The following is a 25578-nucleotide window of genomic DNA, read 5'->3' on the forward strand; positions in this document are numbered from 1 at the left end:
ACCCGCGCTCACTCGGCGTACGCCTGGCCCGCGCTCACTCGGCGAGAGCGGTCAAGCTCCGACCGCCCGCCGCTTGCCAGCGGCGAAGTGGTTCATGGCGGCCTCGACATCCTCGATGGTCCCGTCGAGGTAGTGCAGCCGACACAGCCGCCAACATCTGCCGGAGGGGATCCACAGCGACTGATCGGCGCCTTGACCGGCGTCGGGGACGTGGTCGTGAGGCCACACGATCAGGCTGGGGCTGGCGGAGTCCGTGAAACGGCCCATGCCCCACTCTCCGATCCCCCAGCTCTTGACGTCGGTCCAGGGGATGGCGAACCGGTGTCCGGACACGGACACGTCCAGCCCGTTCTCGCCGATGCGTAGCGTGACCGGACGGAGCCAGGTCATCAGGCCGTACGCCATGACGCCGCCGAGGAGCAGGCTCAGGATGATCAGGATGGCGCCCGCGCCGACATTGCCCACGTTCCACAGCACGACGCCGACGACGAAGAGGCCGAGGGTGAGGAGAAGTCCTCGCCAGATCGCCGAACGCCGTCGAGGGCCCGGACCGAACGTCGTACGGATGGGCTGGTCCAACTTGATCCGCCTTCCATCTCGTGAGCGCGAGTTGTCCACAGCCTAGGTAGATCGTCCTATCTTCGACCAGTCGTCCTTGTTAGTGTGATCTGAGTTCTGGGCTGGTGTCCCCCCGAGAAGGGCACCTCGGCGGCGGTGTCATGTCGGCGGACGTGACACCGGGATCGGAGGCGCTATGCCAGAGATCAATGGGCCGGAGATCGTTCGTGGCGCCAAGGAGCTCATCGCCCCGGAAGGGCCCTATGACTGCATCGTGACCGCCAAGCAAGCGATCGCGGACGCCAAGCTGGACTGGCTGGACTTCGGCGTCATCGACATCGCCGGCGTCCGAGGGACCGACCTGCGCCTGCCGAACACCGGCAATCCGCTGCGCGACGCTCAGGAGCTGCTGCGGCGATTCGGAGGGTAGCCCTCGTCGGGACTGGTCGCGGCGAGGCGCCTCGCCCCCGCTCGCTCCGGACGTCGCTCGGCCACCATCCGGCCCTGCGGCAGGCGGTAGCGGTCGTGGTCGAGCGGCTCGACGAGCCCGTCGGCGACGAGGCTGTCGAGGGCGCGTTCCCGCTGTACGGCGTCGGGCCAGACCGCCTCCAACTGGGCCCGCGGGACCGGGTCCCGCGCCTCTCGAAGCACGCGCAACAGCCGTCCGCGGCACTGTCGGTCGGTCCCCTCGTAGAGCTGTCGACGGCGTGGCGGACCGTCGTAGGCGGGTCGGCCGGCGAGCCGCCAGGCGCAGTGCCTGGCGATTGGGCAGACGTCACAGCGCGGATTGGACGCTGTGCACACCAACGCACCGATCTCCATGACCGCGACCGACCAGCGGGGGGCGAGGGCAGGGTCGTCGGGCAGCAACGCCTCCGCGGCGCGCCGCTCGGCGGCCGTGAGCGTGGGCGGCGGATACTCGCGGCCGTCAAGCAGCCGCGCGAGGACTCTGCGGACGTTCGTGTCCAGCACCGCGTGCCGCTGTCCGAAGGCGAACGACGCCACCGCGGCGGCCGTGTAGGAGCCCACGCCCGGCAGGGCCAGGAGGTCCTCGTAGGCGGAGGGAACCTGGCCGTCGTGGCGCTCGACCATGGCGACCGCGGCGGCGTGCAGACGGAGCGCACGTCGGGGGTAGCCCAGCCGACCCCACTGCCGGACGGCCTCCCCTGGCGGGTCGGCGGCCAGCGCCGCGGGAGCCGGCCAGCGGGCCAGCCAGGCCTCGTAGGCGGGGAGCACGCGACGAACCGGGGTCTGCTGGAGCATGACCTCGCTGACCAGCACACCCCACGGCGTCGTTCCGGGACGGCGCCAGGGCAGATCGCGCGCGTGGCCGGCGTACCAGGTGAGGACGGGGCCGTGCAGCGATGAACCCGGTAGCGACGGGGCCGGTAGCGATGGGGTCGGCGGCGATGAGGTCGGCATGGCGGTCTGATCCTCGCATCGTCCCTTCGCGCACGCCGACGGGGGACCGGCCCAGGGCGTCAGGACGCGGGGGGTCGGCCGGTCTTCGTCGGTGATGATGTCCGGTCCTCCGGCGTGGGACCGCAGCGTCCCGCGGTGGGCTTACTACCCTCCCGATCATGAGGGGCCTGCTGCGGCCGGTCGGGCCATTGCCGGCATCCGTCTACTGGGTGCGCCGGTTGGTGCTGCTCGCCGCCGTCGGACTCGTGATCTACCTGGCGGTGAGCTTGCTGCGGCCGGATGAGCCGGAGACGTCCTCACAGGCCTCCCCTCGCCCGTCGTCCTCGCGGACGCCGGCCGCGCTCATCACACCGACGAACGAACCGACCGGCGGTGTGGTGTCCCGCCGGCACCGGTCGAGCGGCGGCGGTGGTGGATCAGGATCCAGCGACCAGGCCACGGAGCGAACCTCGGGCGCGGCCCGTGGATCCAACGCGAAGGAACCCGCGCCGGTCGGGACGAGCCCAGAGGGAGCGGAACGATCGACGAGACGGTCACCTGGCCAGCCGGAGGACTGCTGGAGCGACCAGATCCGGGTGGCCATGGACCTCGAGAAGGACTCGCTCGCGGCGGGCCAGCCGCTGGCGATCACGCTTCGCCTCGACCAGACCGCGCCCAGGCCCTGTCGGCTGACGATCGGACCCGAGACCTTGCGACTTCGGATCACGTCGGGGTCCGACCTCATCTGGGATAGCGAGCAGTGTCCCGCGGCTCTGCCCCGCGGGCCGGTCGTCCTCGAGCCTGGGACGACGAGCAGTCTGGTCGTGACCTGGCCCGGTCGGCGGTCCGCGCACGGCTGCCCGTCGGACACGGCGACGGCGCTGCCCGGCTACTACCACGCGTGGGCGACCGTGGCCGGCGTCGACCACGGTCATGTCCGCTTCCGGCTGACCTGACGGCGGTTCCCGGTCGCCTCCGCCCGCGCGGCGACGTCTTTGACGTGCTCGATCGCGAGCTCGCGGAGCAGAGTCACCCGCGCCGGGACGACACGCGGTGCTGACACGACCGAGGGACGGGCGCTAGCGTTTCCCCGCGGACTGCGTGAATCGGACCGCGAGAACTCGTTTTCGAACACCTACGCGCAGCTGGCTCGGTGGCGGCACGAGCCGGTAGCGGAACGGAGCGCACGCCATGAGCGACCTGGCGATCGGTGTGATCGGATACGGCCTGCGAGGCAGCCTCGCCAAGCACGCGCACCACCCCGGGGAGGGGTCGCGGGTGGTGGCGCTGTACGACCCGGACCCCGCTGCGCACGAGAGGTTCCGCGCCGACTTCGGTGCAGACGTCCACGTCGGCGACGACCTGGAGGCCTTCCTCCGTCTTGGTCTGGATGCGGTCTTCGTGCTGAGCCCGGACCACATGCACGAGGAGCACGCGGTCACCCTCCTGGAGGCGGGCATCGCCGTCTACCTGGAGAAGCCGATGGCGATCACCACCGAGGGCTGCGACCGGGTGCTCCGGGTCGCCCAGAAGACGGGCGGACGCCTGTATCTGGGGCACAACATGCGTCACATGCCGTTCGTCCGGGAGATGAAGCGGCTGATCGACTCCGGCGCCATCGGCGAGCCCAAGGTGGCGTGGTGTCGACACTTCGTCGGGCACGGCGGTGACTTCTACTTCGCCGACTGGCACGCCGAGCGTCGCTACGCCACCAGCCTGCTGCTGCAGAAGGGTGCCCATGACATCGACGTCCTGCACTGGCTGTGCGGCTCCTACTCGCGCGACGTCACCGGCATGGGTGACCGTCTGGTCTACGACGTCGACCAGGCGGGGGAGGAGGCGCCGTGGTGGCAGCGTCGCTCACTCGACCGTTGGCCACCGAAGTCGCTCACCGGGCTCAACCCGCGCATGGACGTCGAGGACGTCTCGATGATCCTGATGCGACTGGAGAACGGGATTCTGGCGTCGTACCAGCAGTGCCACTTCACCCCGGACTACTGGCGCAACTACACGATCATCGGCACCGAGGGGCGAATCGAGAACTTCGGGAACGGTGAGCCGGGCACCGTCATCCGGATATGGAACCGCCGACACAACTACGACGCGGAAGGCGACGTGGTGGTGCCGATCGAGCCGGAGACGGGCGGTCACGGGGGTGCCGACCCGCGGATCGTCGCCGAGTTCCTGCGCTACGTGCGCTCCGGTGGCGCGACTGAGACCTCGCCGATCGCCGCGCGGTACGCCGTCGCGACCGGCTGCGCGGGCGCGGAGTCACTCCGGGCGGGTGGCACCCCCGTCCGCGTCCCGGAGGCCGACCCGGCGGTCGTGGCGTACTTCGAGGGGTAAGGCCCGAGGGGTCAGCCGTCGAGGGGCCAACAGTCAAGGGGTCGTCAAGGAGTACGGTGGCGGCCCCCTTGGGTCGCGACGGCCGGCCAAGACCAGGCGGCCCAGGCGAGCACCGCAGCTCAGACGTACCGTTCGAGGATGCTCGACTCGGCGAGCCGCGACAGACCCTCGCGGACCGATCGGGCGCGCTGTTCGCCGACACCCCCGACCGCTTGCAGGTCGTCGACGCTCGCGGCGAGGAGCTTCTGCAGGCTTCCGAAGTGCTCGACGAGTCGGTCGATCACGGCGTTGGGCAGGCGAGGCACCTTCGCCAGGAGCCGGTAGCCACGAGGGCTGACAGCCGCGTCCAACGCGTCGCCGCTGTGGCCGAGCGCCCTGGCGACAGCGCCGAGGTCGAGCAGGTCCGTAGCGGAGAGGGAGTCGAGCTCCTCGAGCGCCTCCCGGACGTCCTTGGCCCGGCGGCCCGGCGTTGGTGCCGGGAGGTAGTCGCGGACGATCAGCTCTCGCTCCGGTTCGACGCCCGCGACCAGCTCGTCGAGCTGGAGCGCGAGGAGACGACCGTCGACCCCCAGCTCGACCACGTAGCCCTGGATCTCGTTGGCGATCCGGCGCACCATCTCGAGGCGCTGAGCGACCTGCGCGACGTCACGCACCGTCACCAGATCCTCGATCTCCAACGCCGACAAGGTGCCCGAGACCTCGTCCAGCCGCAGCTTGTAGCGCTCGAGGGTGGCGAGCGCCTGGTTCGCCCGCGACAGGATCTGGCTGGTGTCCTCCAGGACATACCGGATGTTGTCGACGTAGAGGCCGATGATCCGCATCGATTGCGACACGGAGATCACCGGGAAGCCGGTCTGCTTGGCGATCCGCTCGGCGGTGCGGTGGCGGGTGCCCGTCTCCTCCGTGGGGATGGACGGGTCCGGCATCAAGTGGACGGCGGCACGGAGGATCCGGGTGCAGTCGCGGTCGACGATGATGGCGCCGTCCATCTTCGCCAGTTCCCGCAGACCGGTGGCTGTGAACTCCACGTCGAGCTGGAAGCCGCCGGTGCACAGTGACTCCACCGTACGGTCGTAACCAAGCACGATGAGCGCGCCCGTGCGTCCGCGAAGCACCCGCTCCAGCCCGTCACGGAGCGGCGTCCCGGGCGCTACCAGGGCGAGCGTCGCCCGAAGCTTGGCGTCCGAGCTCTTGTCACTAGCAGCCACGACACTCCTGGTTTCCTCAGGCCTGCTCGCGTCAGTTTACGGGCCTGGCGTGTCGCGATTCCTCCCACCATGCGGGCGCAGGCACACGTCGGCCCTCGTCTTGTTTCGACGCCGAGCAATCAGAAATGGATCATGACGTCCGCGAGGTGACCGGTAGTGGACACAGCGATGCCGAGCGTGGGCGCTGTGATGGGCGCGCGGCGATCCTGGAGCGCGACATCGCGATCCACGGACCAGGAGGACGTCAGCGATGACCGCTGCCCTCGTTCCCTACCGGCTGCGCACCGAGTACGCCGACGAACCTCTCGGCGTCGACGAGCCCGCACCGCGGTTCTCGTGGCTGCTGAGCGTCCGCCTCCCAGCCTCCGACGGGCAAGGGTCGGGCGAGCTCGACGCCGCCGCGGCACGCCAGTCGGCGTACCAGGTCATCGTGGCCAGGGACGTGGAGAGACTGCGGGCCGGTCAGGGCGATGTGTGGGACTCCGGACGCGTCGACTCCGACCAGACCAACCAGGTGGAGTACGCGGGTGCGCCGCTGCGGTCGGCCACTCGGTACGTCTGGGCGGTGCGCGTCTGGGACGGCGCCGGACGGCTCTCCGACTGGTCCGAACCCGCCTCGTTCGAGACGGGCCTGCTCGGCGAGGACGATTGGGGCGGCGCGCGATGGATCGGGCACCCCGCCGGCCGGGACGGCGACGCCCACGCGCCGGTGCCCCCGTCGCCGCTGCTGCGGACAACGTTCACGCTGCCAGCCGGGCAGGTGACGCGGGCCCGGCTGTACGTGAGCGGACTCGGGTACGGCGAGTACTTCCTCGACGGGCAGCGGGTCGGCCGCGCGGTGCTGGACCCGGCGCCCACCGCGTACCACGCGACGGTCCTGTACTCGACATACGACGTGACAGACCTCCTGCGGGGCGAGGGCACGACACACGCGCTCGCGGCGGCGTTGGGCCGCGGCCGGTACGGCGAGCCGACGCCCAACGTCTGGTACTGGGAGAAGGCTCCGTGGTGGGACCATCCCGCGCTGCTCGCTCAGCTGGTGATCTGGTACGCCGACGGGCGGATCGAGCGCGTCGTGAGCGACGAGACCTGGCGGTGCGTCGACGGACCGACGCGTGCCGATTCGCTCTACGCGGGTGAGGAGTACGACGCTCGCCACGAGCAGCCGGGGTGGACCCGAGCTGACTTCGACGACAGCGCCTGGGTGCGCGCGGTGGCAGTCCGGCCGCCCGGTGGCGTGCTGCGCTCGCAGCAGGTGGAGCAGATCGAGCCGGTGGCGGAGATCGCACCGGTGAGTCTGACCGAGCCGGCTCCCGGAGTGTTCGTCTTCGATCTCGGGCAGCAGCTCGCCGGATGGGCGCGGCTACGGCTGTCCGGCCCGGCCGGCACGCGGGTCCGCATTCGCTACGGGGAGCGGCTGCGCCCCGACGGGACGGTCGACATCGAGCAGCGGCTGATCTACCGCGACATCCAGACCGACCACTACGTCCTGCGCGGGGGCGACGTCGAGGTCTACCAGCCGCGCTTCTCCTACAAGGGTTTCCAGTACGTCCAGGTCGACGGTCACCCGAGTCGACCGACGCTGGAAGACCTGCGTGGGGTCGTCGTCCACACCGCGGTCGCCTCGACCGGCGAGTTCGACTGCGACGACGAGGTGGTCAATCGGCTGCACGCCGGGACCAGGTGGGCGGTGCTGAACAACCTCCATGGCATCCCGACGGACACGCCGGTGTTCGAGAAGAACGGGTGGACCGGTGACGCACACCTGACCGCTGCGGTCGCGGCGTACAACTTCCACATGCCGCGCCTGTACACCAAGTGGTTGCGGGACTGGGTGGATGCGCAGCTCCCGAACGGCGCGTTCCCGCCGATCGTCCCGACCAGCGGCTGGGGCTATCCCGGCGACCCCAACGCGGCGATCGTGGGACCGATCCCCGCCTGGGACGTGGCGTACGTCGAGATCCCGTGGGTGATGTACCGCTTCTACGGCGACGAGCGGGTGCTCGCCCGTCACTACGACGGGGCGCGGCGCTACCTGGACTACCTCGTCGACGGGTTCTTGGAGGACGACGTCGTCCTGGTCGGGCTCGGCGACTACCTCCCACCCGGTGTCGGCGGCGTCCCGCCGGAGGGCCCGGGCGTGTACGAGACGGCGTACACCTACCGGTTCGTCCAGCTGCTCCGCGAGTTCGCGACCGTCCTCGACAAGCGAGCCGACCTCGCCGGCTACGACGAGCTGATGTCTCGACTGCGGGACGGCTTCAACCGCGCGTTCTTCGACCCAGCGACCGCGACGTATCACGGTGAACGCCCGACGGGGTACCGGCAGTCCGCCAACGTGGTGGCGCTGGCGTTCGGGCTCGCCCCGGAGGAGGTTCGGCAGGCTGTCCTTGACAACCTTGTGGCCGACATCCACGCGCGACAGGATCACCTTGACACCGGGGTGATCGGGACGAAGTTCTTGTTCCCACTGCTCACCCGGCACGGCCTGGTGGATCTCGCCTACACGGTGGCGACCCAGCGCACCTACCCGGGCTACGGGTTCTGGCTGGAGCAGGGCGCGACCGCGCTGTACGAGCACTGGCAGGCCGACTCCCGGTCACGGGACCATCACTTCTTCGGGCACATCGACCAGTGGTTCATCGAGGACCTCGCCGGTGTCGCACCGGCCGCACCGGGCTTCGCGCGGGTGCGGGTACGACCGGTGCCGCCGCGTGCCCTCGGGCGGGCGAGGGTCGCGCTCGACACCGTCCGCGGACGGGTCGCCTCCTCCTGGCGTCGGGTCGACGACGGCTTCGAGGTCCGGGTGGAGCTGCCCCCGGGCGTGACCGCGGAGGTGCACGTGCCGCAACCCACCGGGGACTACGTCGTCCAGCACTGCGGGCCGGGGACGCACACCTTCCGCTCGTGACCGGTGGGCGGCCTCGGGACGTCGGCGACGACGCGCTGGCAGCGCTCGTGGCGACGGCAGCGTCGCCGACGGCGCGGCCCGGGCGAGGTCAGCGTGCCTCCGCCTCGCGGTGTGGAAGGCTCACGACGTTCCCGAGCCGGACCGCGGCGTGGAGCGCCTCCCCGATGCTGGCGACCTCCCGGACGTGCACGCCGGAGGGTGGCGTGCCGCTGTGCGGCGGCACCAGCGCCTCGGTGAAGCCGAGCCGGGCGGCCTCGGTGAGCCGCCGTTGGATACCGGTCACTGGTCGCAGGTCGCCCGCGAGCCCGACCTCGCCGAGGGCCACGAGACGGGACGGCAACGGCTGGTCGGTGGCGGAGCTGGCGATGGCCAGGGCGACGGCGAGGTCTGAGGCCGGTTCGCGCAGCCGGACGCCGCCCACCGTCGCCGCGTAGACGTCGTCCTTCCCCAGCCGCAGCAGCCGGGCGCGGCGTTGGAGCACGGCGAGGATCATGGCCAGCCGGCTGGAGTCGAGCCCGGATGTCGCGCGGCGTGGAGTGGCCAGGGCGGACGGGGCGACGAGGGCTTGCACCTCGGCCAGCAGCGGGCGCTGACCCTCGAGGGTGACGGTGACGCAGCTGCCCGACACCGGCTCGGGGCGTCGGGTGAGGAACAGCCCGCTCGGGTCGGGGAGGCTGACCAGGCCGCCGTCGGCGAAGTCGAAGCAGCCGACCTCGTCGGTGGGACCGAAGCGGTTCTTGACCGCGCGGACCATCCGGAGGCGGGAGCTGCGATCTCCTTCGAAGTGGAGGACGACGTCGACGAGGTGCTCCAGCACCCGTGGGCCGGCGATCGAGCCGTCCTTGGTGACGTGGCCCACCATGATCGTGGCGATACCACGTTCCTTGGCCACCCGGATGAGTGCCGCGGCGACCTCTCGAACCTGTGTCACACCGCCCGCCACCCCCTCGACCTCACTGGACGCCACGGTCTGCACGGAGTCGAGCACGAGGAGGTCAGGCCGCACCGCGTCGATGTGGCCGAGGACAGCGGACAAGTCGGTCTCGGCCGCGAGGTAGAGCCGCGACGTCATCGCGTTGACGCGCTCGGCGCGGAGCCGGACTTGCGCCGCCGACTCCTCGCCGGAGACGTAGAGGCTGCGACCGCCGGCGCGGGCCCGTTCCGCGGCGACCTCGAGGAGCAGGGTGGACTTGCCCACGCCCGGTTCACCGGCGACCAGGACGACGGCCCCCTGGACGAGGCCACCGCCCAACACTCGGTCGAGCTCACCGATCCCCGTGGGTTCGGCCCGCGCCGCCTCCACGTCGATCTCGTCGATCGGTACGGCGGGTTGGCTCACGGGCCCCGGGGAGGTGACAGCCGCCGGGCGGGCGAGACCGACCTCCTCGACGGTGCCCCAGGCTTGGCACTCGCCGCACCGACCGACCCACCGCACGGTCTGCCATCCACACTCGACACAGCGGTAGGCGGGCTTGCGCGACCGAGAGGTGGTTGCCTTGGCCATGGCCGACAACCTTAGGGCCTCCCGCCGACATCGCGATCAGCCTCGCCGAAGCCGAGCCGACGGTCGGCGTCACGGGTCAAAAAAGCCGCCACCACAGGTTGACGGCGTAGTCCACCTCGAGCCCGTCGTGCTCGACGAGGATGCGCTCCGCCACGGCGGGAGGGAACTCGATCCGGACCACCGCTTCGAAGTCCTCCCGCCGCTCGAAGCGCCACCGGATGTCGAGAGAGTCCCGCGCGTACCCCTGCCGAGCCCAGAAGCGCTCGACGCGGTCGGGGTCATACGAGGGGAAGGCCTGGCGGAACCAGCGACCGAAGCTGCTGCGCGTGGCGTCGTTGTCGATGATGAACGCCGCCCCGCCGCGGCGCACCACCCGCCGGATCTCGGCCAGTCCGGGCTCGCAGCCGGGGCCGAAGAAGTACGCCCAGCGGGCGTGGACGACGTCGACCGACGCGTCCGGCAGCGGCAGCGCTTGGGCCACGCCTTGGCGAACCTCCACCGTGGGGAGTCGCGCGCACCGTCGGCGGGCGTACTCCACGAGCCGGCCGTGCGGTTCGACGCCGACGACGTGAGCGGCCAGGGCCGCGAACCGGGGGAGGTGGAACCCCGTGCCGCAGCCGATGTCGAGGACGCGCGCACCAGCCCACGGGCGTCGCCGATGCATCGCCGCCTCGATGACCCGGTCGGGGTCGGCGGCCCGATTCTCCAGCTCGTAGCGATCTGGGTGGTTCCAGATGTTGGGGCTCGGCCGGGCCCCTTGCGCGATGAGCGGCACGACGCTGAGGGTAGCGGCGCCGCGCGTCCCAGCCGGGCCGGCTATCTGATCAGGCGAGCCCGGCCGGTCGAGGTGCGGCGCCGACCCGTGGTGGTCTTGGTCGAGGCCCGCCGGGCCGGGTCGGCGGGGTGGCGGGTCAACCGCTGACGCGCAGCCAGGTGCGCCTCGCAGTGCTTGACCAGCTCGGCGTAGGCGGCCTCGCCCATCAGCTCCACCAGCTCGCGCCGGGCGGACAGATACAGGGGCTCGCGGGCGGTGTGCGCCTCGGTGTTGCCTGTGCAGTACCACTCGAAGTCGTGGCCACCAGGCCCCCACGCCCGACGGTCGTACTCGGTGATCGTCACCTCCAGGTACGACGTTCCGTCGGTGCGCTCGACCTCGCGGTAGAGCCGACGGATCGGCACCTGCCAACAGACGTCGGGCTTGGTCTCGACGGGGTGGACGCCCACGCGGAGGGCGTGGATGTGGAGGGCGCAGCCAGTGCCGCCCGGCCACCCGGGCTCGTTGTGGAAGATGCACGCGCCGTTGACGACGCGGGTCTTCCGCTCACCCTCCTCGTCCACGTCGATCCAGCCGTTCTTGCGCCCTTCGGCCCGGTTCTGCCAGTCCTCAGCGGTGAGCTGCTTGACCCAGCGCCGGACGCGGCGTTCGTCCTCTTTGCCCGCGAAATGCGCGCCGAGCTGGCAGCACCCGGCGTCAGCGCGTTCCGTTATGATCCCCGGACAGCCGTTGTTGAACAGACAGTTCCAGCGCGACGTCAACCAGGTCAGATCGACACGGAACACCTGGTTGGCGTCGGCGGGATCGATGAACTCCACCCAGGCGCGCGGGAAGTCGAGCGGTACCTCAGGCACTCTCGCAACCCTATGTGGCGGGCGCGGCCGATGGTGCTTGACCCGCCGGACCGTCGGGCGGATCAAGCGAGCCGAGCAGTTGAGCCGACGCCGTGGAGCGTCCCGCGGGTCGCACTGTGTCCGGCGTCGGGCGGCCTGTGGAGACATCGCTCCGCGCCTCACACCCGAGGAGAGATGCTGCACGAGGCGCAAGGCCGCGAGACGTCATGTCGGCATCAGCTGCGTCCGGCCACGCTTCGTCGGGGACCGGCGGGCGTCCAGCGGGTAGCGTCGAACCATGCGGCTCGGCGTGCTCGACGTGGGCTCCAACACGGTGCACCTGCTCATCGTCGACGCGCAACCCGGCGCTCCCCCTCTCCCGGCCTTCTCCCACAAGACCGAGCTCCGGCTCGCCGAGCACCTGGACGAGGTGGGCGCTCTCACCTACGCCGGCACGCGGATGCTGGCGACCAGCGTCCGTCAGGCCCTGGAGATCGCCGAGCGCGAAGGGTGCGAGACGGTGGTGTCGTTCGCGACCTCGGCGATCCGAGACGCCACGAATGCCGAGGACGTCCTGCGCTCCATCGCGGCCACGGCCGGCGTCCACCTCACCGTCTTGTCCGGCGAGCAGGAGGCGCGGTTGACCTTCCTCGCGGTCAGACGGTGGTTCGGCTGGTCGTCACGGCGGCTCCTCGTCCTCGACATCGGCGGCGGGTCACTCGAGCTGGCTATCGGCGACAACGAGGATCCAGACGCGGCCCTGTCGCTGCCGCTCGGCGCCGGCCGGCTGACCCGAGAGTGGCTCACCTCCGACCCGCCCCCGGCGGAGGACGTCGCGGCGCTGTCCCGGCACGTCAGGTCCGTGATCGAACGCGAAGCCGACGTGATCCGACGCCACCGCGAGCCAGACCGTGTGGTGGGCACGTCCAAGACCTTTCGGCAGCTGGCGCGGATCTGCGGCGCCGCGCCGTCGGCGGCGGGACCGTACGCGCGGCGCACCATGACCCTCGACAGCCTTCGGGCATGGCTGCCCTCACTCGCGGCGATGACGGCCGCGGAGCGGGCCGTGCTGCCGGGCGTCTCGCCGACGCGGGCCCCTCAGCTGCTCGCCGGCGCGGTCGTCGCCCAGGCCGCGATGGAGGTCCTCGACGTCCACGAGCTCGAGCTGTGTCCGTGGGCTCTCCGTGAAGGTGTCATACTCCGGCACTTGGACACGATGCGCTCGGAGGCATTCGAGTGAACGACGACGACCATTCACCCGGCGTTCGCCTGGCCGTCGATGGCGGCCAAACCAAGCTCGTCATGGCGACCGTGGAGGGCCACGGAGATCAGGCTCGCGTGGGCGCCCAGGTGCTGGTCCCTGGCTTCCAGTGGACCGCCGGCATGGACCCGGTCGAGCAGCAGTGCGACCGGGTGGTCGCCGCGTGGGAGGAGCTGGGTCGGCCCGGACCGGTGGAGGTCATCGCCCTCGGTCTGGCCGGCGGGGCCTCCGACCGAGACAGCCGACAGCGTCTCGCGCCACTCGTCGCCGAGCGGCTCGGCGCCCGTCGGGTGCTGTTGACCGGGGATGACGTGACCACCCACCTCGGCGTCCTGGGCGGAGATGTGGGCGTCGTGGTGGCGGCGGGGACAGGGGTGGCGTGCCTCGCGGTGACGCCGCAGGGTGAACTGCTCAACGTCGATGGGCTTGGTTACCTCTTCGGCGACGCCGGCGGTGGATTCTCCCTGGGCCTCGCGGGGCTGCGCGCCGCCCTCGCCGGTTACGAGGGACGCGGTGCGCCCACCGCACTCACCGCTCGTGCGGAGGAACGTGTTGGACGGCCGCTCCGGGACGCGGTGAAGCGGTGGTATCGCCGACCGACGCTGGTGGCCGACGTCGCCTCGTTCGCCGCCGAGGTGACCGAGGCGGCGAAGGACGACGCCGTGGCGAGGGTGCTGTGCCAGGCGGCGGGGGAGGAGCTCGCCGTGAGCGTCACCGCCGCGGTGCGGCGGGGCTTCCCGGGAGCCGGAGACCGGACTGTCCCGGTGTCGTGGGCCGGCGGGCTGCTCCGAGCCCCGATCATCTTCGAGGCGTTCGCCTCCGGTCTCAGCCAGCTCTGCCCATCCGCCGACCTTCGCGAGCCGCAGGGCGACTCGCTCAGCGGCGCCGTCCGGCTGGCGAGCGGGGTGGACGTCCCCCATCTGGCCAACGTCGTCGTGCACCCGGCGTTGTCCGGCTGACTGTGGTCGCTGGCAGGAGTCACTGTCAGGAGTCACTGTCAGGGGGGTCACTGGCAGGCTGGCGCCGTCGCTGTCAGGCGGACGTCGCCGCTGCGATGGCTCCCTGACCGGAACGAGACCCAGACCGCTGTCGCTCACGCGGCGAGGAGACGAGGAAGGAGGGCGGTGTGACCCAGAACGAGGCCGCGCCCATCGACCAGCCCACCCTCGACGACGCGGTACGCGTCCTGCGCGGGGCGTTCGAGCGGGTGGTGGAGACGCAGCGGGACGCCATCGCGGCCGCCGCGGATCTCATCGCCGCTGCCATCCCCGAAGGGGGGATCATCCAGGTCTTCGGGACCGGCCACAGCAGAGCGCTCGCGATGGAGATCGCCGGCCGAGCCGGGGGCCTGGTCTGCGCCAACATGCTGGCCATCAAGGACCTGGTGTTCCTGGGCGGCGAGGATCCTGCTTCCCTTCTCGACCCGCTCGCCGAGCGGGACCCGAGCCTGGCGGCGCGGGTGCTCGCCCTGCACGAGATCCACCCACGGGATGTGTTCGTGATCGTCTCCAACTCTGGAGGCAACGGCTCCGTGGTCGAGATGGCGCGGCTGGTCAAGGAACGCGGCCACCCCGTCGTCGCCGTCACGTCGCTGCAGCACAGCCGGGCGATCACCTCCCGCCACCCCTCGGGGCTCCGGCTGTTCGAGCTCGCCGACATCGTGATCGACAACGGCGCTGTCCGGGGTGACGCCGAGCTCGAGCTGTCCGGTGGCGTCTCGATCTGCCCGACCTCCTCACTGACCGGCGCGCTCATCGCCCAGATGCTGACCGTCGAGGTGTGTGGGCGGCTGCTCGCGGCTGGGCACCAGCCACCGGTCTACGTGTCGGCGAACGTGCCCGAGGGCGACGCCCACAACGACCGGATGCGGGAGCGCTACGGCGCCCGAGTCACGCTGAGTGAGCCGTAAGGTACGAATGTGGGAGGTGTCGAGGCCGACGGCACCGGCTCGCGCCGTACCCTGGACGCCGTGCACGGTGCCGCCAACACGCACGTCCGAGGCAAGGGTGTCGTTCGGGTGCCCAATGCCCCAATCGCCCTGTCGACGGCGTCGGTGTACCCCGAGTCGACGGCGACAGCGTTCGAGCTGGCCGCCCGCCTCGGCTACGACGGGGTCGAGGTCATGGTGGGCACCGATCCCCTGAGCCAGGACGTGGAGGCCCTGCGCCGGCTCAGCGAGTACCACCAGATGCCGATCGTGTCGATCCACGCCCCGACGTTGCTCATCACCCAGCGGGTCTGGGGCACCGACCCGTGGGGCAAGCTGGATCGCGGCGCCGAGGCCGCGAAGGCGCTGGGCGCGAAGGTCGTCGTCGTGCACCCGCCGTTCCGTTGGCAGCGCGACTACGCCCGTCAGTTCGTGGCGGGAGTCGCCAAGCGCGCGGAGGAGACCGGGATCACCTTCGCGGTCGAGAACATGTACCCATGGAAGGCGGCCGGTCAGGGCCTGCAGGCGTACCTGCCGGGGTGGGACCCCCGTGATTTCGACTACGCGGCGGTGACGCTCGACCTCTCCCACACGGCGACGGCCGGTGTCGACGCCTACGAGATGGCGTACGACCTTGGCGACCGGCTCGCCCACGTGCACCTGGCGGACGGCAACGGATCGATCAAGGACGAGCACCTGGTGCCTGGTCGTGGTAACCAGCGATGCGCCGATGTGCTGGAGTTGCTGGCCCGCCGTGGCTTCACCGGCGCCATCGTGCTCGAGGTCAACACCCGACGCGCGGCCAGCCGCTCGGAGCGAGAAGCCGACCTCGCCGAAGCCCTCGCCTTCGCGCGGCTCCACTTCGCCGCACCCGTGGTGCCGGCGTACACCGTCGCCTCCGACGGCACCATCGAGGCGGTCGGTCAGTAGGCCGCGCGCAAGACCTCCCACCCACCTCTCGTAGCGCTGCCTCTCGCAGCCCCTCGTGGTCCCGCGGCGCTCTGCGCCTCGGCGCGACGGGAAGACGGACCCGGTCCTGGTTGAGTCGAGCCCTGCCACCGGACGGTCGCGGCCGCTGTCCGGTTCTCACCGTCATCCCGCCCTTGATCGGGCGCTCGTTGTCCTTCACCCTGAACGGGACGATTTGACCCGTTACCGGATTTGTCGTCCGCTCCCTGGCGGAAGGTCCTGGTGCGGGGGTCTGCCCGGCCGGCGTGAAGGGGGCCGAGATGGGCGGGGTCCGACGTCGCCTCGTTCGATTAGCGTTCGTCCTCGGCCTGGTCAGCCTCTGGTTCCCCGTGGCCGCCGCGCCGGCGCACGCCGACGCGCTTCGCTACGTGGCTCTGGGCGACTCGTACTCGTCCGGCGTGGGCACCCGCTCCTACTACTCGGACGGCACCGACTGCAAGCGGTCGCCCTACGCCTATCCAGTGCTGGTGGCCACGCGGCTAGGCGCGGCGCTGTCCTTCGCCGCCTGCTCGGGCGCCACGGTCGCCGACGTGCGTGACAAACAGCTCGCCGGCCTCGACGCGGCGACGAATCTGGTGACCGTCTCGGTCGGCGGCAATGACGCGGGCTGGGCCTCGGTTCTCTTCCGGTGCGCTCAGCCGTGGCCGACGACCTGTTGGGACGAGATCGAGTCGGCGAACGGCTTCATCCGCGATGTCCTCCCCGGCCGACTGGACTCGCTGTTCACGGCGATCCGTGCGGCCGCGCCGACGGCCCACGTCATCGTGGTCGGCTACCCGCGACTCTTCAACGGCGAGGAGTGCAACCTCGCCGCTCGGATCAGCCCAGGCGAGCAGGCCGAGCTCAACGCGAGCGCCGACCTGCTGGCCGCGACGATCGGCGGTCGGGCGCGCGCGCATGGGTTCGACTTCGTCGACGCCCGTCCCGCGTTCACCGGGCACTCGGTCTGCGACGACGTCGAGTGGATCAACGGACTGTCCAACCCGATCGGCGAGTCCTACCACCCGAACCGTCTCGGCCAAGCGGGCTACGCCGACCTCGTCGCAGCGGCGGCTGGCGTCCGTGCTTCCCAGACGTCGTCACCGAACCGCAAGGAATGACGGATCCACGGAATGACAGGGCACGTCAGGCATCCCCCACGAGCGGCCGGTGCCGCACGAACGTGCCCTCGCTAAGGACAGGAGGACGGACATGGTGTCGACGACCGCGCTCCGGCGAATCCTCGGTCGGCGAGACGTCCTCTCCGGTCTGGCCGGCCTGGGCCTGTTCGCGGCCGGTTTCTCCCACGCTCCGGTGTGGGCGGAGCCGCGCCTACGCGAGGACCCGTTCACGCTGGGCGTCGCGTCGGGTGATCCGCATCCCGACGGAGTCGTCTTGTGGACCCGTCTCGCGCCAGAGCCGCTCGCCCTCGACGGCCACGGCGGCATGCCGAACCTGGCGGTTCCCGTCCGGTGGGAGGTCGCGCTCGACGAGCGGTTCCGGCGAGTCGTCCAGCGTGGCGAGGTCCTCGCCGTGCCGGAGCTCGCCCACGCGGTCCACGTCGAGGTGCGTGGCCTGCGTCCGAACTGGACGTACTTCTATCGCTTCCGCGCTGGACGGTTCGTGAGCCCGGTGGGCCGAACGAAGACCGCGCCCGCTCCGGGTACGCCGCTCACGACGCTGCGCGTCGGCGTCGCGTCGTGCCAGGTGTGGTGGGGCGGCTTCTACACCGCCTACCGCCACATGAGCGACGACGACCTCGCCGTCGTCCTGCACCTGGGCGACTACATCTACGAGAACACGATCCCGGCCGACGGCCTGCACCGCAAGGTCACCTTGCCCACGGAGATCCGTACGGAACCGTGGACGTTGACCGAGTACCGGTTGCGGTACGCGCTCTTCCGGACCGACCCGGACCTGCAGGCGGCGCACGCCGCGCTCCCGTTCGTGGTCACCTGGGACGACCACGAGGTCGACGACAACTGGGCTGGAGACTTCTCGCGCGACCTCGACGTGGATCCCGCGACGTTCCGGCAGCGCCGGGCGGCGGCTGCCCAGGCCTACTACGAGCACCTGCCGCTCCGTCTGCCCCAGAAGCCGAACGGAGCCGACATCCGGCTGTACCGCCGCCTCACCTACGGCGACCTGGTGACCGTCCACGTTCTCGACGAGCGCTCCTATCGCGACGACCAGGCCTGTGGGGACGGCCAGCAGGAGGACTGCGCGGAACGACTCGACCCGACGCGGACGATGTTCGGAGCGGAGCAGGAGCGCTGGCTGGCCGAGGGCCTCACCGGCGCTCGAACCCGGTGGAACCTGCTCGCGAACCAGGTACCGATGAGCCAGTTCGACTTGGACGTCGGTGATCCTCTTCCCCTGTTCATGGACGCCTGGGACGGCTACCCCGCGGCCCGTCAGCGCCTCCTCGACCTGTTCGCCGACCGACCGGACCTCAACCCCGTCGTGGTGACCGGCGACCGGCATCGCCACATCGCCGCCGAGCTGAAGCTGAACTTCGACGACCCCGACTCCGCCACGGTCGGTGTCGAGTTCGGCGGCACGTCGATCAGCTCCGACCAAGACGGCGAGGACCTCGACCCACACAGTGAGGTCGTCCTGGCGGCCAACCCGCACGTGCGGTTCATGAACCACCAGCGCGGCTACCTTCGCCTCACCCTGACCCGCGAGCAGTGTCGGGCTGACCACCTCGTGATGCCTTACGTGTCACGTCCTGGAGCGCCCATCGCCGTTCGGGCCAGCTTCGTGACCGAGGCGGGCAAGCCCGGCTTGCAGCTCGACACGCAGTCGCGGGTCTAGACCACCCCAGCACCGGCGCCTCGCCGACCCTCGGTCATGGGACCGGCTGGCCATCCTGCGGATGGCCAGCCGGTGGCGTGTCGGGGCCAGGCCCGAGTCGGACCGCGTGCGCCGTCACCGTGTCTGGAACTGCTCCTCCTCGGTGGATCCGCGCAGCGCCGTCGTCGAGGAGTCCGGTGAGATCGCGGTGCTGACCAGGTCGAAGTAGCCCGTGCCGACCTCACGCTGGTGCCTCGTCGCGGTGTAGCCGAACCGCTCGGCGGCGAACTCCCGCTCCTGCAGCGCGACGTAGGCGGGCATTCCCTCACTGGCGTAGCCCCTCGCCAACTCGAACATCGACGCGTTGAGGGCGTGGAACCCAGCGAGCGTGATGAATTGGAACGTGTATCCCATGTACCCGAGCTCGCGCTGGAACTTGGCGATCGTGTCGTCGTCGAGGTGGCGCTTCCAGTTGAACGACGGGGAGCAGTTGTACGCCAGCATCTGGTCTGGGTACTCCGCCTTGATCGCTTCGGCGAACTGCCGAGCCACGTCGAGGTCGGGAGTGGAGGTCTCCATCCACAGCAGCTCGGCGTACGGCGCGTAGGCCAGGCCACGTGCGATGGCTGCGGGGAGACCGTTGCGTACCCGGTAGAAGCCTTCAGGCGTGCGCTCTCCGGTGATGAACGGACGGTCTCGTTCGTCGACGTCGCTGGTGATGAGCGTGGCGGCCTGCGCGTCGGTGCGGGCGATGATGATCGTGGGAACTCCGCACACGTCGGCGGCCAGCCGAGCCGCGTTGAGCGTGCGGATGTGCTGCCCGGTGGGAATGAGCACCTTCCCACCCAGGTGGCCGCACTTCTTCTCCGACGCCAGCTGGTCCTCCCAGTGCACGCCGGCGGCGCCCGCGGCGATCATCGCCCTCATCAGCTCGAAGGCGTTGAGGACGCCGCCGAATCCGGCCTCCGCGTCGGCCACGATGGGCGCCAACCAGTACGGCGCGTCGTGCTCGCCTTCGGCCCAGCTGATCTGGTCCGCCCGCAGCAAGGCGTTGTTGATGCGGCGCACCACGTTGGGGACGGAGTTCGCCGGGTACAGGCTCTGGTCGGGGTAGGTCTGGCCGGCCAGGTTCGCGTCAGCCGCGACTTGCCACCCGGACAGGTAGATGGCCTTCAACCCCGCCCGAACCTGCTGGACCGCCTGATTGCCGGTGAGCGCGCCCAGCGCGGCGACGTAGTCCTCGGTCTGCAGCAGGTGCCAGAGCCGCTCTGCGCCAAGCCGAGCCAGCGTGTACTCCTCCTGGATCGAACCGCGTAACCGGATGACGTCCTCGGCGGTGTACGTCCGCTCGATCCCTCGCCACCGTGGGTTGGTCTCCCACTCGCGTCGCAACTCCTCGGCGGCGCGGCGTGCGGCCGCCTCGATGTCCGCGCGGCTGGACGTCCGTGCGGCCTCTCGCGGGCGCGAAGCCCGGACCTTGCGCGTGGCGGTTCCCCCGTTGCCCGACCCCGGCGTGGTCGATGTCGGCTCGCTCGGCGTCATCGCTGCTGCCCCCTTTGTCGATGACCTCTCCCTGTTACACCTGAGTCTTGGAGGGAACGGGGCAAGACGCGGCGTTCGGCCCTAGAAACTTCCGCGAATGTTCTCCTAGCATCAAGTTGTGTCAGACGTTCGGGGGGAAGAACGCCGGACGATTCCGCAGGATCTGCATCTTGTCACTCTGGGCCAGCGAGTGCGGCATCTGCGGCGAAGCCGGCGTATGACGCTTGCCGAGCTTGGTCGACGGGTCGGTCGAGCGCCGTCCCAACTGTCCCTGCTGGAGAACGGCCGACGTGAGCCGAAGCTCTCCCTCGTCAGCAAGATCGCGGCTGCGTTGGACGTTTCTGTCAATGAGCTGTTGTCACCCACGCCCCCGACGCGGCGTGCCGCTTTGGAGATCGCGCTCGAGGAGGCTCAGCGAGATCCTCGCTACCAGGCGTTGGGTCTGCCGCACCTGCGGGTCGGACCCCGGGTTCCCAGCGAGGTGTTGGAGCACCTGGTCGCGTTGTACGACGAGCTCAAGCGCCGGGACAGCAGACCGACGGCGACACCAGAGGACGCACGCGCCGCCAACGCGGAATTGCGCCGAAAGATGAGGGAGCGTGGCAACTACTTCGGCGAGATCGAACGGCTCGCGATTCAAAGTCTCACCGCGGTCGACTACCGAGGTGGTCCGCTCTCGGACGCCCACGTGGGAGCGATCGTGGCCCACCATGGCTTCTCCATCCACTACGCCGAGGACTTGCCGGGATCGGTGCGGTCCGTCACCGACCTGCGCCACCGCCGTATCTACCTGCGCAGCGAGCAGCTGGGGATGCACACGCCGAAAGCTGTCGTCCTCCAAGCTCTCGGCCACGTCATCCTCGATCACCGATCGCCCCGGGACTACGCCGACTTCCTGCGGCAGCGCGTGGAGGCGAACTACTTCGCCGCCGCCGTACTCGTGCCCGAACGGGCCGCGGTGCCGTTCCTCAAGCGAGCCAAGGCCGACCGCGACCTCGCCATCGAGGATCTGCGGGACGCCTTCTCGGTGTCGTACGAGATGGCGGCGCACCGGTTCACCAACCTCGCGACCCGCCACTTGGACCTGCGTTGCCACTTCGTCCGCAACGACGAGGCCGGGATCATCTACAAGGCGTACGAGAACGACGGGTTGATCTTCCCGGCCGACGCCAGTGGCGCGATCGAAGGTCAACGCATGTGTCGTCGGTGGGCGGGACGGCAGGTCTTCACCGCACCCGAGCGGTTTCCGTCGTACTACCAGTACACCGACACCCCAGACGGCACGCACTGGTGTGTCGCGCACGTCGACCCGACCCGGGAGCGACACTTCGCGGTGACCATCGGTGTTCGCTACGAGGACTCTCGGTGGTTCCGAGGCCGCGAGACCCGCAATCGCGCGGTGTCGGAGTGCCCGTCCGGTTCGTGTTGTCAGCGGCCACCGGCCGAGCTCGCGTCGCGGTGGCAGGGCTGGAGCTGGCCGTCGGCACGAGCTCATTCGCACGTGCTCGCAGTCCTGCCGCCGGGAGCGTTCCCGGGGGTGGACGAGACGGACGTCTACGGCTTCCTCGAGCGACACGCGCCACCGTCGGCGGAGAGCTGACAGGTCTCGCGAAACACCGCGAACCGGCCACACGACACCCTGGCGGTGCCGTGTCGGCCGTTCCCGTCGTCAGGGACTAGCGCATCGGCCGGAACTTCGACCCCGTACCTTTTCGTCTGTATGTCGCGGGCATACGATGACGTGCAAGCGGCACTGGCCCGGTGCCAGGAGGCCGGTGCGGGTCGTCTCGCGCTGACGCCTCTGGCGACGCTCACCGCGTGACGCCCGCCGCGGTGAGCCGGGCCTTTGACAAGGTGAGAATGGAAGGTTCAGAACGCACTCCCCGAAGACCGACCCCCCGACGATCGGGGTCACGGACACCGGGATCACAACGCCCGTCACGAGCGGCTGATCCTCGGCCCGGACAGACGGGGGGCCGACGGTGACCAGCGTGTTGCTCGTCGGGCTGTCAGCCCTGCTCGTGGTCGCCTGCGGAGTTTTTGTCGCGGCCGAGTTCGCCCTGGTCACCGTGAGCCGCCCGGGCGTGGAACGAGCGGCCGCCCAGGGCCTGCCGGGCGCCCGGGGTGTTCACACGACGCTGAAGTCACTCTCCACCCACCTGTCCAGCGCCCAGATCGGGATCACCCTCACGAACCTCGCCATCGGCTGGCTCGCCGAGCCGGCGGTGGCTCGCCTGGTCGACGGACCGCTGGTGCGCCTCGGTGTCCCGGACAGCATGGTGACCGGGGTGTCGCTGACCCTGGCGGTCGTCGGCGTGACCGTGGTCACGATGCTGTTCGGCGAGCTGGTTCCGAAGAACCTCGCGCTCGCCCACCCCTTCGCGGTGGCGCGGGTCGTCCAGCTTCCGCAGCGCGCGTTCACCGCCGCGACCCGACCTCTCACGGTCGGGCTCAACACGGTCGCGAACCACATCGTCCGGTCGCTGGGCGTCGAACCTCAGGAGGAGCTGGCGTCCGCGCGCACGCCCGAGGAGCTCGTCTCGGTGCTGCGCAACTCCGCCGAGTCGGGCGTGCTCCCACCCACCACCGCGACCCTCGTGGAGCGCGTGCTCCGCTTCGACGACAAGCGCGCCCGTGACGTCCTCACCCCGCGCACCCGCGTGGTGTGGGTGCACGCCGCCGACCCTGTGCAACGGGTCGTCGACCTCGCGCGCGAGCACGGCGTCTCGCGGTTCCCCGTGGCCGGCGCCGACCTCGACGACGTGGTGGGTGTGGTCGAGCTGACCGACGCGGTCGCGGTACCGGTCGCCGAGCGGAGCTCGACACCGGTCGGACGACTGGCCCGGCCCGCGCTCTTCCTGCCGCACACGACCCCGCTCGACGAGGTCCTGTGGGCGTTACGCGACCACGGCACCGAGCTGTGCGTGGTCGTGGACGAGTACGGCGGCACGGCAGGGATCGCGACGTTCGAGGACGTCGTGGAGGAGATCGTCGGTGAGGTCGCCGACGAGCACGACGCGCCCCAGGTGACGTTCCGGCGCGACGGTGACGGGTGGATCGTCTCCGGGCTCCTGCGTCCGGACGAGGTTCACGCGAAGACAGGGCTGCGGCTGCCTGAGGCGCACGCTCGCTACGAGACGGTCGCGGGTTTCGTCATGCACGTCCTCGGCCAGGTGCCGAGGGTCGGCGACTCGGCGGAAGTCGATGGCCTGCGCGTCACCGTCGAACGCTTGGACGGCCGCCGCGTCGACCTGGTTCGGATCGAGCGGGTCGCGGTCGACGACGGGGAAGGAGCCGGCGATGAGTGAGGGCGTGGCGTTGGTCGTCGCCATCCTCCTGCTGGCCGGCAACGCCTTCTTCGTGGGCGCGGAGTTCGCTCTCGTCTCGGTCCGCCGGAGCCAGATCGAGCCGCTGGTGGCCAGGGGATCGCGGCGAGCGCGGGCCACCTTGTGGGCGATCCGCCGGGTGAACCTCATGATGACCGGGGCGCAAGCCGGCATCACGCTGTGCACGGTCGGCCTGGGTGCGGTCGCCGAGCCGGCGGTCGCCGGCGTGGTGGCCCGCGGGTTGGAGGCGGTGGGCCTGCCCGAGGGCCTGGCGCACCCGGTGGCGGTGGCGATCTCCCTGTTGCTCGTGGTGGCCCTCCACGTCGTCATCGGGGAGATGGTCCCCAAGAACATCGCGCTGGCCGCACCGCTCCAGTCGGCTCTCGTGCTCGGGCCGGTGCTGGGCGCGCTGGTCCGCGCCACTCGCCCAGCTGTCACCGGTGTCACCGGGGTGGCCAACACGTTCCTGCGGCTGGTTCGGGTCGAACCGAAGGACGAGGTCGCGGACGCGGTGACCCACGAGGAGGTCGCCCACCTGCTCGAGGAGTCCCGCCGCGAAGGGTTGCTCGACCCCGACGAGCACCGGCTCGCCGAACAGGCGTTGGGCTTCGCCACCTTCACCGCCTCGGACGTGGCGATCCCGCTCGAGTCGGTGGTCTTGGTGGGACCGAACGCCACGGCTGCCGAGATCGAGGAGCTCGCGGCGCGGACGGGCCACTCGCGGTACCCCCGCCTGGACGAGCGCGGCCAGCTCACTGGCTACGTCCACCTCAAGGACGTCCTCACCGACACCGTGGAGCGGCCGTCCGAGCCGATCGCGCCGACAAAGGTGCGGCCACTGCCGGTGATCACCGCCACGACACCGCTCGTCGACGTTCTCGCCGCGCTGCGCAGTGGGGCGAGCCACCTGGCCCGTATCGACGACGCGGACGGCGGGACGATCGGCGTGCTGACGCTCGACGACGTCCTGTTGCGACTCGTGCCGGCCCGACACGTCACCGATGCCAGCGCGGAGGAGCCGGCCCCGTCCGCGGCGGCACCGTCCGGCGGAACAGTCCCGCCCGCGCCGACGGAGGAGCGGCCGGAGCCAGGTGAGCCTGCGGGTCTTCCCACGCGGCGGTGACCGGCCGGGGTGTCGGGGCGGTGATCGGCGGGCCCGTCCGGCCGGGACGCGCCCACGGCGTACCCTGGGCTCGCCGACCGGGCGGGGCGGGAGCGGCGATGGGTCATCACACTCGGGCACGAGAGGAGACTCCTGTGGTGCTACGCAGAGCGCTGCTAGCCGCCGCCCGTGGCCGAGGGGTGCAGAAGCTCGCCTCCACGATGCCGGTGTCATCGACGATCGTCTCTCGGTTCGTCGCGGGCGAGACGGCCGACGAAGCGATCGAGGTGGCCCGACAGCTCCTCGACGAGGGGATCCAGGTCACGATCGACCACCTCGGTGAGCACACCGAGGACCGGGAGGGTGCCGAGTCGGCGACGAGGGCTTACCTCGATCTCCTCGACCGGCTGTCTCGGGCGGGAGTGGCCCGGTCGTGCGAGGTGTCGCTCAAGCTGTCCGCTCTAGGGCGGGACCTTCGGCCCGACGGCGAGAAGCTCGCGCTCGAGAACACACGCACGATCGCGCTCGCGGCGCGCAACGCCGGCACCGCGATCTCCATCGACATGGAGGACTACACCACGGTCGACTCGACGCTGTCGGTGGTCCAGGAGCTGCGCCGCGACTTCCCGGAGACCGGTGCGGTCCTGCAGGCGTACCTGCGGCGAACCGAGGGCGACTGCCGGGACCTGGCCTACCAGGGGTCTCGGGTCCGGCTGTGCAAGGGCGCCTACGCCGCGCCGGAGTCGGTCGCGTTCCGGCGTCGGTCCGAGATCGACCTGTCGTACGTGCGTTGCCTGAAGATCCTCATGGCTGGCCAGGGCTATCCGATGGTCGCCACCCACGACCCGCGGCTCATCGAGATCGCCTCCGCGCTGGCGATGCGCTACGACCGGTCACCAGGCAGCTACGAGTTCCAGATGCTCTACGGTGTGCGGCCGGAGGAGCAGCGCCGACTGGTCTCCCTCGGGGACACGGTCCGGGTGTATCTGCCGTACGGCGACCAGTGGTACGCGTACCTGATGCGCCGGCTCGCGGAGCGTCCGGCGTACGTGGGCTTCTTCCTGCGCTCGCTGGTCACCCGGAGCTGACCGGCGGAGGAGGTCTGGCACGAGGAGGGCCAGCACGAGAAAGCCCAGCGTG

The 25578-nt window shown here is 70.5% G+C and carries 21 protein-coding genes; 14 read left to right on the forward strand and 7 right to left on the reverse strand.

Annotated elements, in window-relative coordinates:
• Positions 1–51: 51 nt before the first annotated feature.
• Positions 52–579: a hypothetical protein gene (locus DFJ64_RS12295; protein ID WP_147304687.1), complete on the reverse strand. Its 528-nt coding sequence runs from the start codon at positions 577–579 to the stop codon at positions 52–54.
• 175 nt (positions 580–754) lie between these two features.
• Between DFJ64_RS12295 and DFJ64_RS12300 the strand changes: the two genes are divergently transcribed.
• Positions 755–988 carry a hypothetical protein gene (locus DFJ64_RS12300; RefSeq protein ID WP_115850583.1) on the forward strand — a complete coding sequence of 78 codons (234 nt, stop codon included), beginning with the start codon at positions 755–757 and terminating at the stop codon, positions 986–988.
• Here the strand turns inward: DFJ64_RS12300 and DFJ64_RS12305 are convergent.
• Positions 958–1980, reverse strand: coding sequence for an HhH-GPD family protein (locus tag DFJ64_RS12305; RefSeq protein ID WP_115850584.1), 1023 nt, complete (start codon positions 1978–1980; stop codon positions 958–960). The two genes, DFJ64_RS12300 and DFJ64_RS12305, sit on opposite strands and share 31 nt — an antisense overlap.
• Before the next feature lie 158 nt (positions 1981–2138).
• Here DFJ64_RS12305 and DFJ64_RS19250 point away from each other — a divergent pair, with 158 nt between their 5' ends.
• Positions 2139–2915, forward strand: coding sequence for a hypothetical protein (locus DFJ64_RS19250; RefSeq protein WP_147304688.1), 777 nt, complete (start codon positions 2139–2141; stop codon positions 2913–2915).
• Between the two features lie 235 nt (positions 2916–3150).
• Entirely contained in the window at positions 3151–4305 is a 1155-nt protein-coding gene (locus DFJ64_RS12320) for a Gfo/Idh/MocA family protein (RefSeq protein ID WP_115850587.1), read from the forward strand.
• 119 nt (positions 4306–4424) lie between these two features.
• Here the strand turns inward: DFJ64_RS12320 and disA are convergent, their stop codons facing one another.
• A complete protein-coding gene (disA, locus tag DFJ64_RS12325) occupies positions 4425–5513 on the reverse strand; it encodes a DNA integrity scanning diadenylate cyclase DisA (protein WP_115850588.1) in 1089 nt (362 codons plus the stop codon).
• Between the two features lie 250 nt (positions 5514–5763).
• Between disA and DFJ64_RS12330 the strand changes: the two genes are divergently transcribed.
• A complete protein-coding gene (locus tag DFJ64_RS12330) occupies positions 5764–8424 on the forward strand; it encodes a family 78 glycoside hydrolase catalytic domain (protein WP_115850589.1) in 2661 nt (886 codons plus the stop codon).
• Between the two features lie 88 nt (positions 8425–8512).
• On the opposite strand, the gene radA is transcribed toward DFJ64_RS12330, so the two are convergent.
• The 3 genes from radA to DFJ64_RS12345 all read right to left on the reverse strand — a co-directional run bounded on the left by radA (position 8513) and on the right by DFJ64_RS12345 (position 11557).
• On the reverse strand, positions 8513–9928 hold the full coding sequence (gene radA / locus DFJ64_RS12335) for a DNA repair protein RadA (protein WP_115850590.1): 1416 nt from the start codon (positions 9926–9928) through the stop codon (positions 8513–8515).
• Positions 9929–10004: 76 nt separating this feature from the next.
• Positions 10005–10703 carry a class I SAM-dependent methyltransferase gene (locus DFJ64_RS12340; RefSeq protein ID WP_115850591.1) on the reverse strand — a complete coding sequence of 233 codons (699 nt, stop codon included), beginning with the start codon at positions 10701–10703 and terminating at the stop codon, positions 10005–10007.
• Between the two features lie 41 nt (positions 10704–10744).
• Positions 10745–11557, reverse strand: coding sequence for a DUF3109 family protein (locus DFJ64_RS12345; RefSeq protein WP_245941092.1), 813 nt, complete (start codon positions 11555–11557; stop codon positions 10745–10747).
• A 277-nt stretch (positions 11558–11834) separates the two neighbouring features.
• Here DFJ64_RS12345 and DFJ64_RS12350 point away from each other — a divergent pair, with 277 nt between their 5' ends.
• The 6 genes from DFJ64_RS12350 (at position 11835) to DFJ64_RS12375 (ending at position 18489) form a co-directional block, all read left to right on the forward strand.
• Positions 11835–12776 carry a Ppx/GppA family phosphatase gene (locus DFJ64_RS12350; RefSeq protein ID WP_115850592.1) on the forward strand — a complete coding sequence of 314 codons (942 nt, stop codon included), beginning with the start codon at positions 11835–11837 and terminating at the stop codon, positions 12774–12776.
• Entirely contained in the window at positions 12773–13756 is a 984-nt protein-coding gene (locus DFJ64_RS12355; protein ID WP_115850593.1) for an N-acetylglucosamine kinase, read from the forward strand. The genes DFJ64_RS12350 and DFJ64_RS12355 overlap by 4 nt, the downstream gene beginning before the upstream one ends.
• Positions 13757–13923: 167 nt before the next feature.
• Complete coding sequence (locus DFJ64_RS12360) at positions 13924–14706, forward strand: sugar isomerase domain-containing protein (RefSeq protein WP_245941093.1); 783 nt, start codon at positions 13924–13926, stop codon at positions 14704–14706.
• Positions 14707–14814: 108 nt separating this feature from the next.
• Positions 14815–15654 carry a sugar phosphate isomerase/epimerase family protein gene (locus DFJ64_RS12365; protein WP_211310821.1) on the forward strand — a complete coding sequence of 280 codons (840 nt, stop codon included), beginning with the start codon at positions 14815–14817 and terminating at the stop codon, positions 15652–15654.
• Between the two features lie 299 nt (positions 15655–15953).
• On the forward strand, positions 15954–16793 hold the full coding sequence (locus tag DFJ64_RS12370) for an SGNH/GDSL hydrolase family protein (RefSeq protein WP_115852038.1): 840 nt from the start codon (positions 15954–15956) through the stop codon (positions 16791–16793).
• Positions 16794–16884: 91 nt separating this feature from the next.
• A complete protein-coding gene (locus tag DFJ64_RS12375; RefSeq protein ID WP_115850594.1) occupies positions 16885–18489 on the forward strand; it encodes an alkaline phosphatase D family protein in 1605 nt (534 codons plus the stop codon).
• Between the two features lie 114 nt (positions 18490–18603).
• On the opposite strand, the gene aceA is transcribed toward DFJ64_RS12375, so the two are convergent.
• A complete protein-coding gene (aceA, locus tag DFJ64_RS12380) occupies positions 18604–20010 on the reverse strand; it encodes an isocitrate lyase (RefSeq protein ID WP_211310597.1) in 1407 nt (468 codons plus the stop codon).
• Between the two features lie 118 nt (positions 20011–20128).
• Here aceA and DFJ64_RS12385 point away from each other — a divergent pair, with 118 nt between their 5' ends.
• The 4 genes from DFJ64_RS12385 (at position 20129) to DFJ64_RS12400 (ending at position 25526) form a co-directional block, all read left to right on the forward strand.
• Positions 20129–21610, forward strand: coding sequence for a helix-turn-helix transcriptional regulator (locus tag DFJ64_RS12385; protein ID WP_342768130.1), 1482 nt, complete (start codon positions 20129–20131; stop codon positions 21608–21610).
• 382 nt (positions 21611–21992) lie between these two features.
• The gene (locus DFJ64_RS12390; protein ID WP_115850595.1) at positions 21993–23318 is read left to right on the forward strand and encodes a hemolysin family protein; all 1326 of its coding nucleotides are present in this window, start codon (positions 21993–21995) and stop codon (positions 23316–23318) included.
• The gene (locus DFJ64_RS12395) at positions 23311–24459 is read left to right on the forward strand and encodes a hemolysin family protein (protein WP_115850596.1); all 1149 of its coding nucleotides are present in this window, start codon (positions 23311–23313) and stop codon (positions 24457–24459) included. Before DFJ64_RS12390 ends, DFJ64_RS12395 begins: the two co-directional genes overlap by 8 nt.
• A 134-nt stretch (positions 24460–24593) precedes the next feature.
• On the forward strand, positions 24594–25526 hold the full coding sequence (locus DFJ64_RS12400; RefSeq protein WP_245941094.1) for a proline dehydrogenase family protein: 933 nt from the start codon (positions 24594–24596) through the stop codon (positions 25524–25526).
• Positions 25527–25578: the final 52 nt, after the last annotated feature.

The sequence above is a fragment of the Thermasporomyces composti genome (assembly GCF_003386795.1).
Lineage (GTDB): Bacteria > Actinomycetota > Actinomycetes > Propionibacteriales > Actinopolymorphaceae > Thermasporomyces > Thermasporomyces composti.

What these genes read in the sequence shown, in the direction of transcription:
- DFJ64_RS19250 (WP_147304688.1), top strand. Translation starts at nt 2,139, where the DNA reads ATGAGGGGCCTGCTGCGGCCGGTCGGGCCATTGCCGGCATCCGTCTAC.
- DFJ64_RS12395 (WP_115850596.1), top strand. Translation starts at nt 23,311, where the DNA reads ATGAGTGAGGGCGTGGCGTTGGTCGTCGCCATCCTCCTGCTGGCCGGC.
- DFJ64_RS12300 (WP_115850583.1), top strand. Translation starts at nt 755, where the DNA reads ATGCCAGAGATCAATGGGCCGGAGATCGTTCGTGGCGCCAAGGAGCTC.
- DFJ64_RS12305 (WP_115850584.1), bottom strand. Translation starts at nt 1,980, where the DNA reads ATGCCGACCTCATCGCCGCCGACCCCATCGCTACCGGCCCCGTCGCTA.
- aceA (WP_211310597.1), bottom strand. Translation starts at nt 20,010, where the DNA reads ATGACGCCGAGCGAGCCGACATCGACCACGCCGGGGTCGGGCAACGGG.
- DFJ64_RS12370 (WP_115852038.1), top strand. Translation starts at nt 15,954, where the DNA reads ATGGGCGGGGTCCGACGTCGCCTCGTTCGATTAGCGTTCGTCCTCGGC.
- DFJ64_RS12320 (WP_115850587.1), top strand. Translation starts at nt 3,151, where the DNA reads ATGAGCGACCTGGCGATCGGTGTGATCGGATACGGCCTGCGAGGCAGC.
- radA (WP_115850590.1), bottom strand. Translation starts at nt 9,928, where the DNA reads ATGGCCAAGGCAACCACCTCTCGGTCGCGCAAGCCCGCCTACCGCTGT.
- DFJ64_RS12350 (WP_115850592.1), top strand. Translation starts at nt 11,835, where the DNA reads ATGCGGCTCGGCGTGCTCGACGTGGGCTCCAACACGGTGCACCTGCTC.
- DFJ64_RS12375 (WP_115850594.1), top strand. Translation starts at nt 16,885, where the DNA reads ATGGTGTCGACGACCGCGCTCCGGCGAATCCTCGGTCGGCGAGACGTC.
- DFJ64_RS12330 (WP_115850589.1), top strand. Translation starts at nt 5,764, where the DNA reads ATGACCGCTGCCCTCGTTCCCTACCGGCTGCGCACCGAGTACGCCGAC.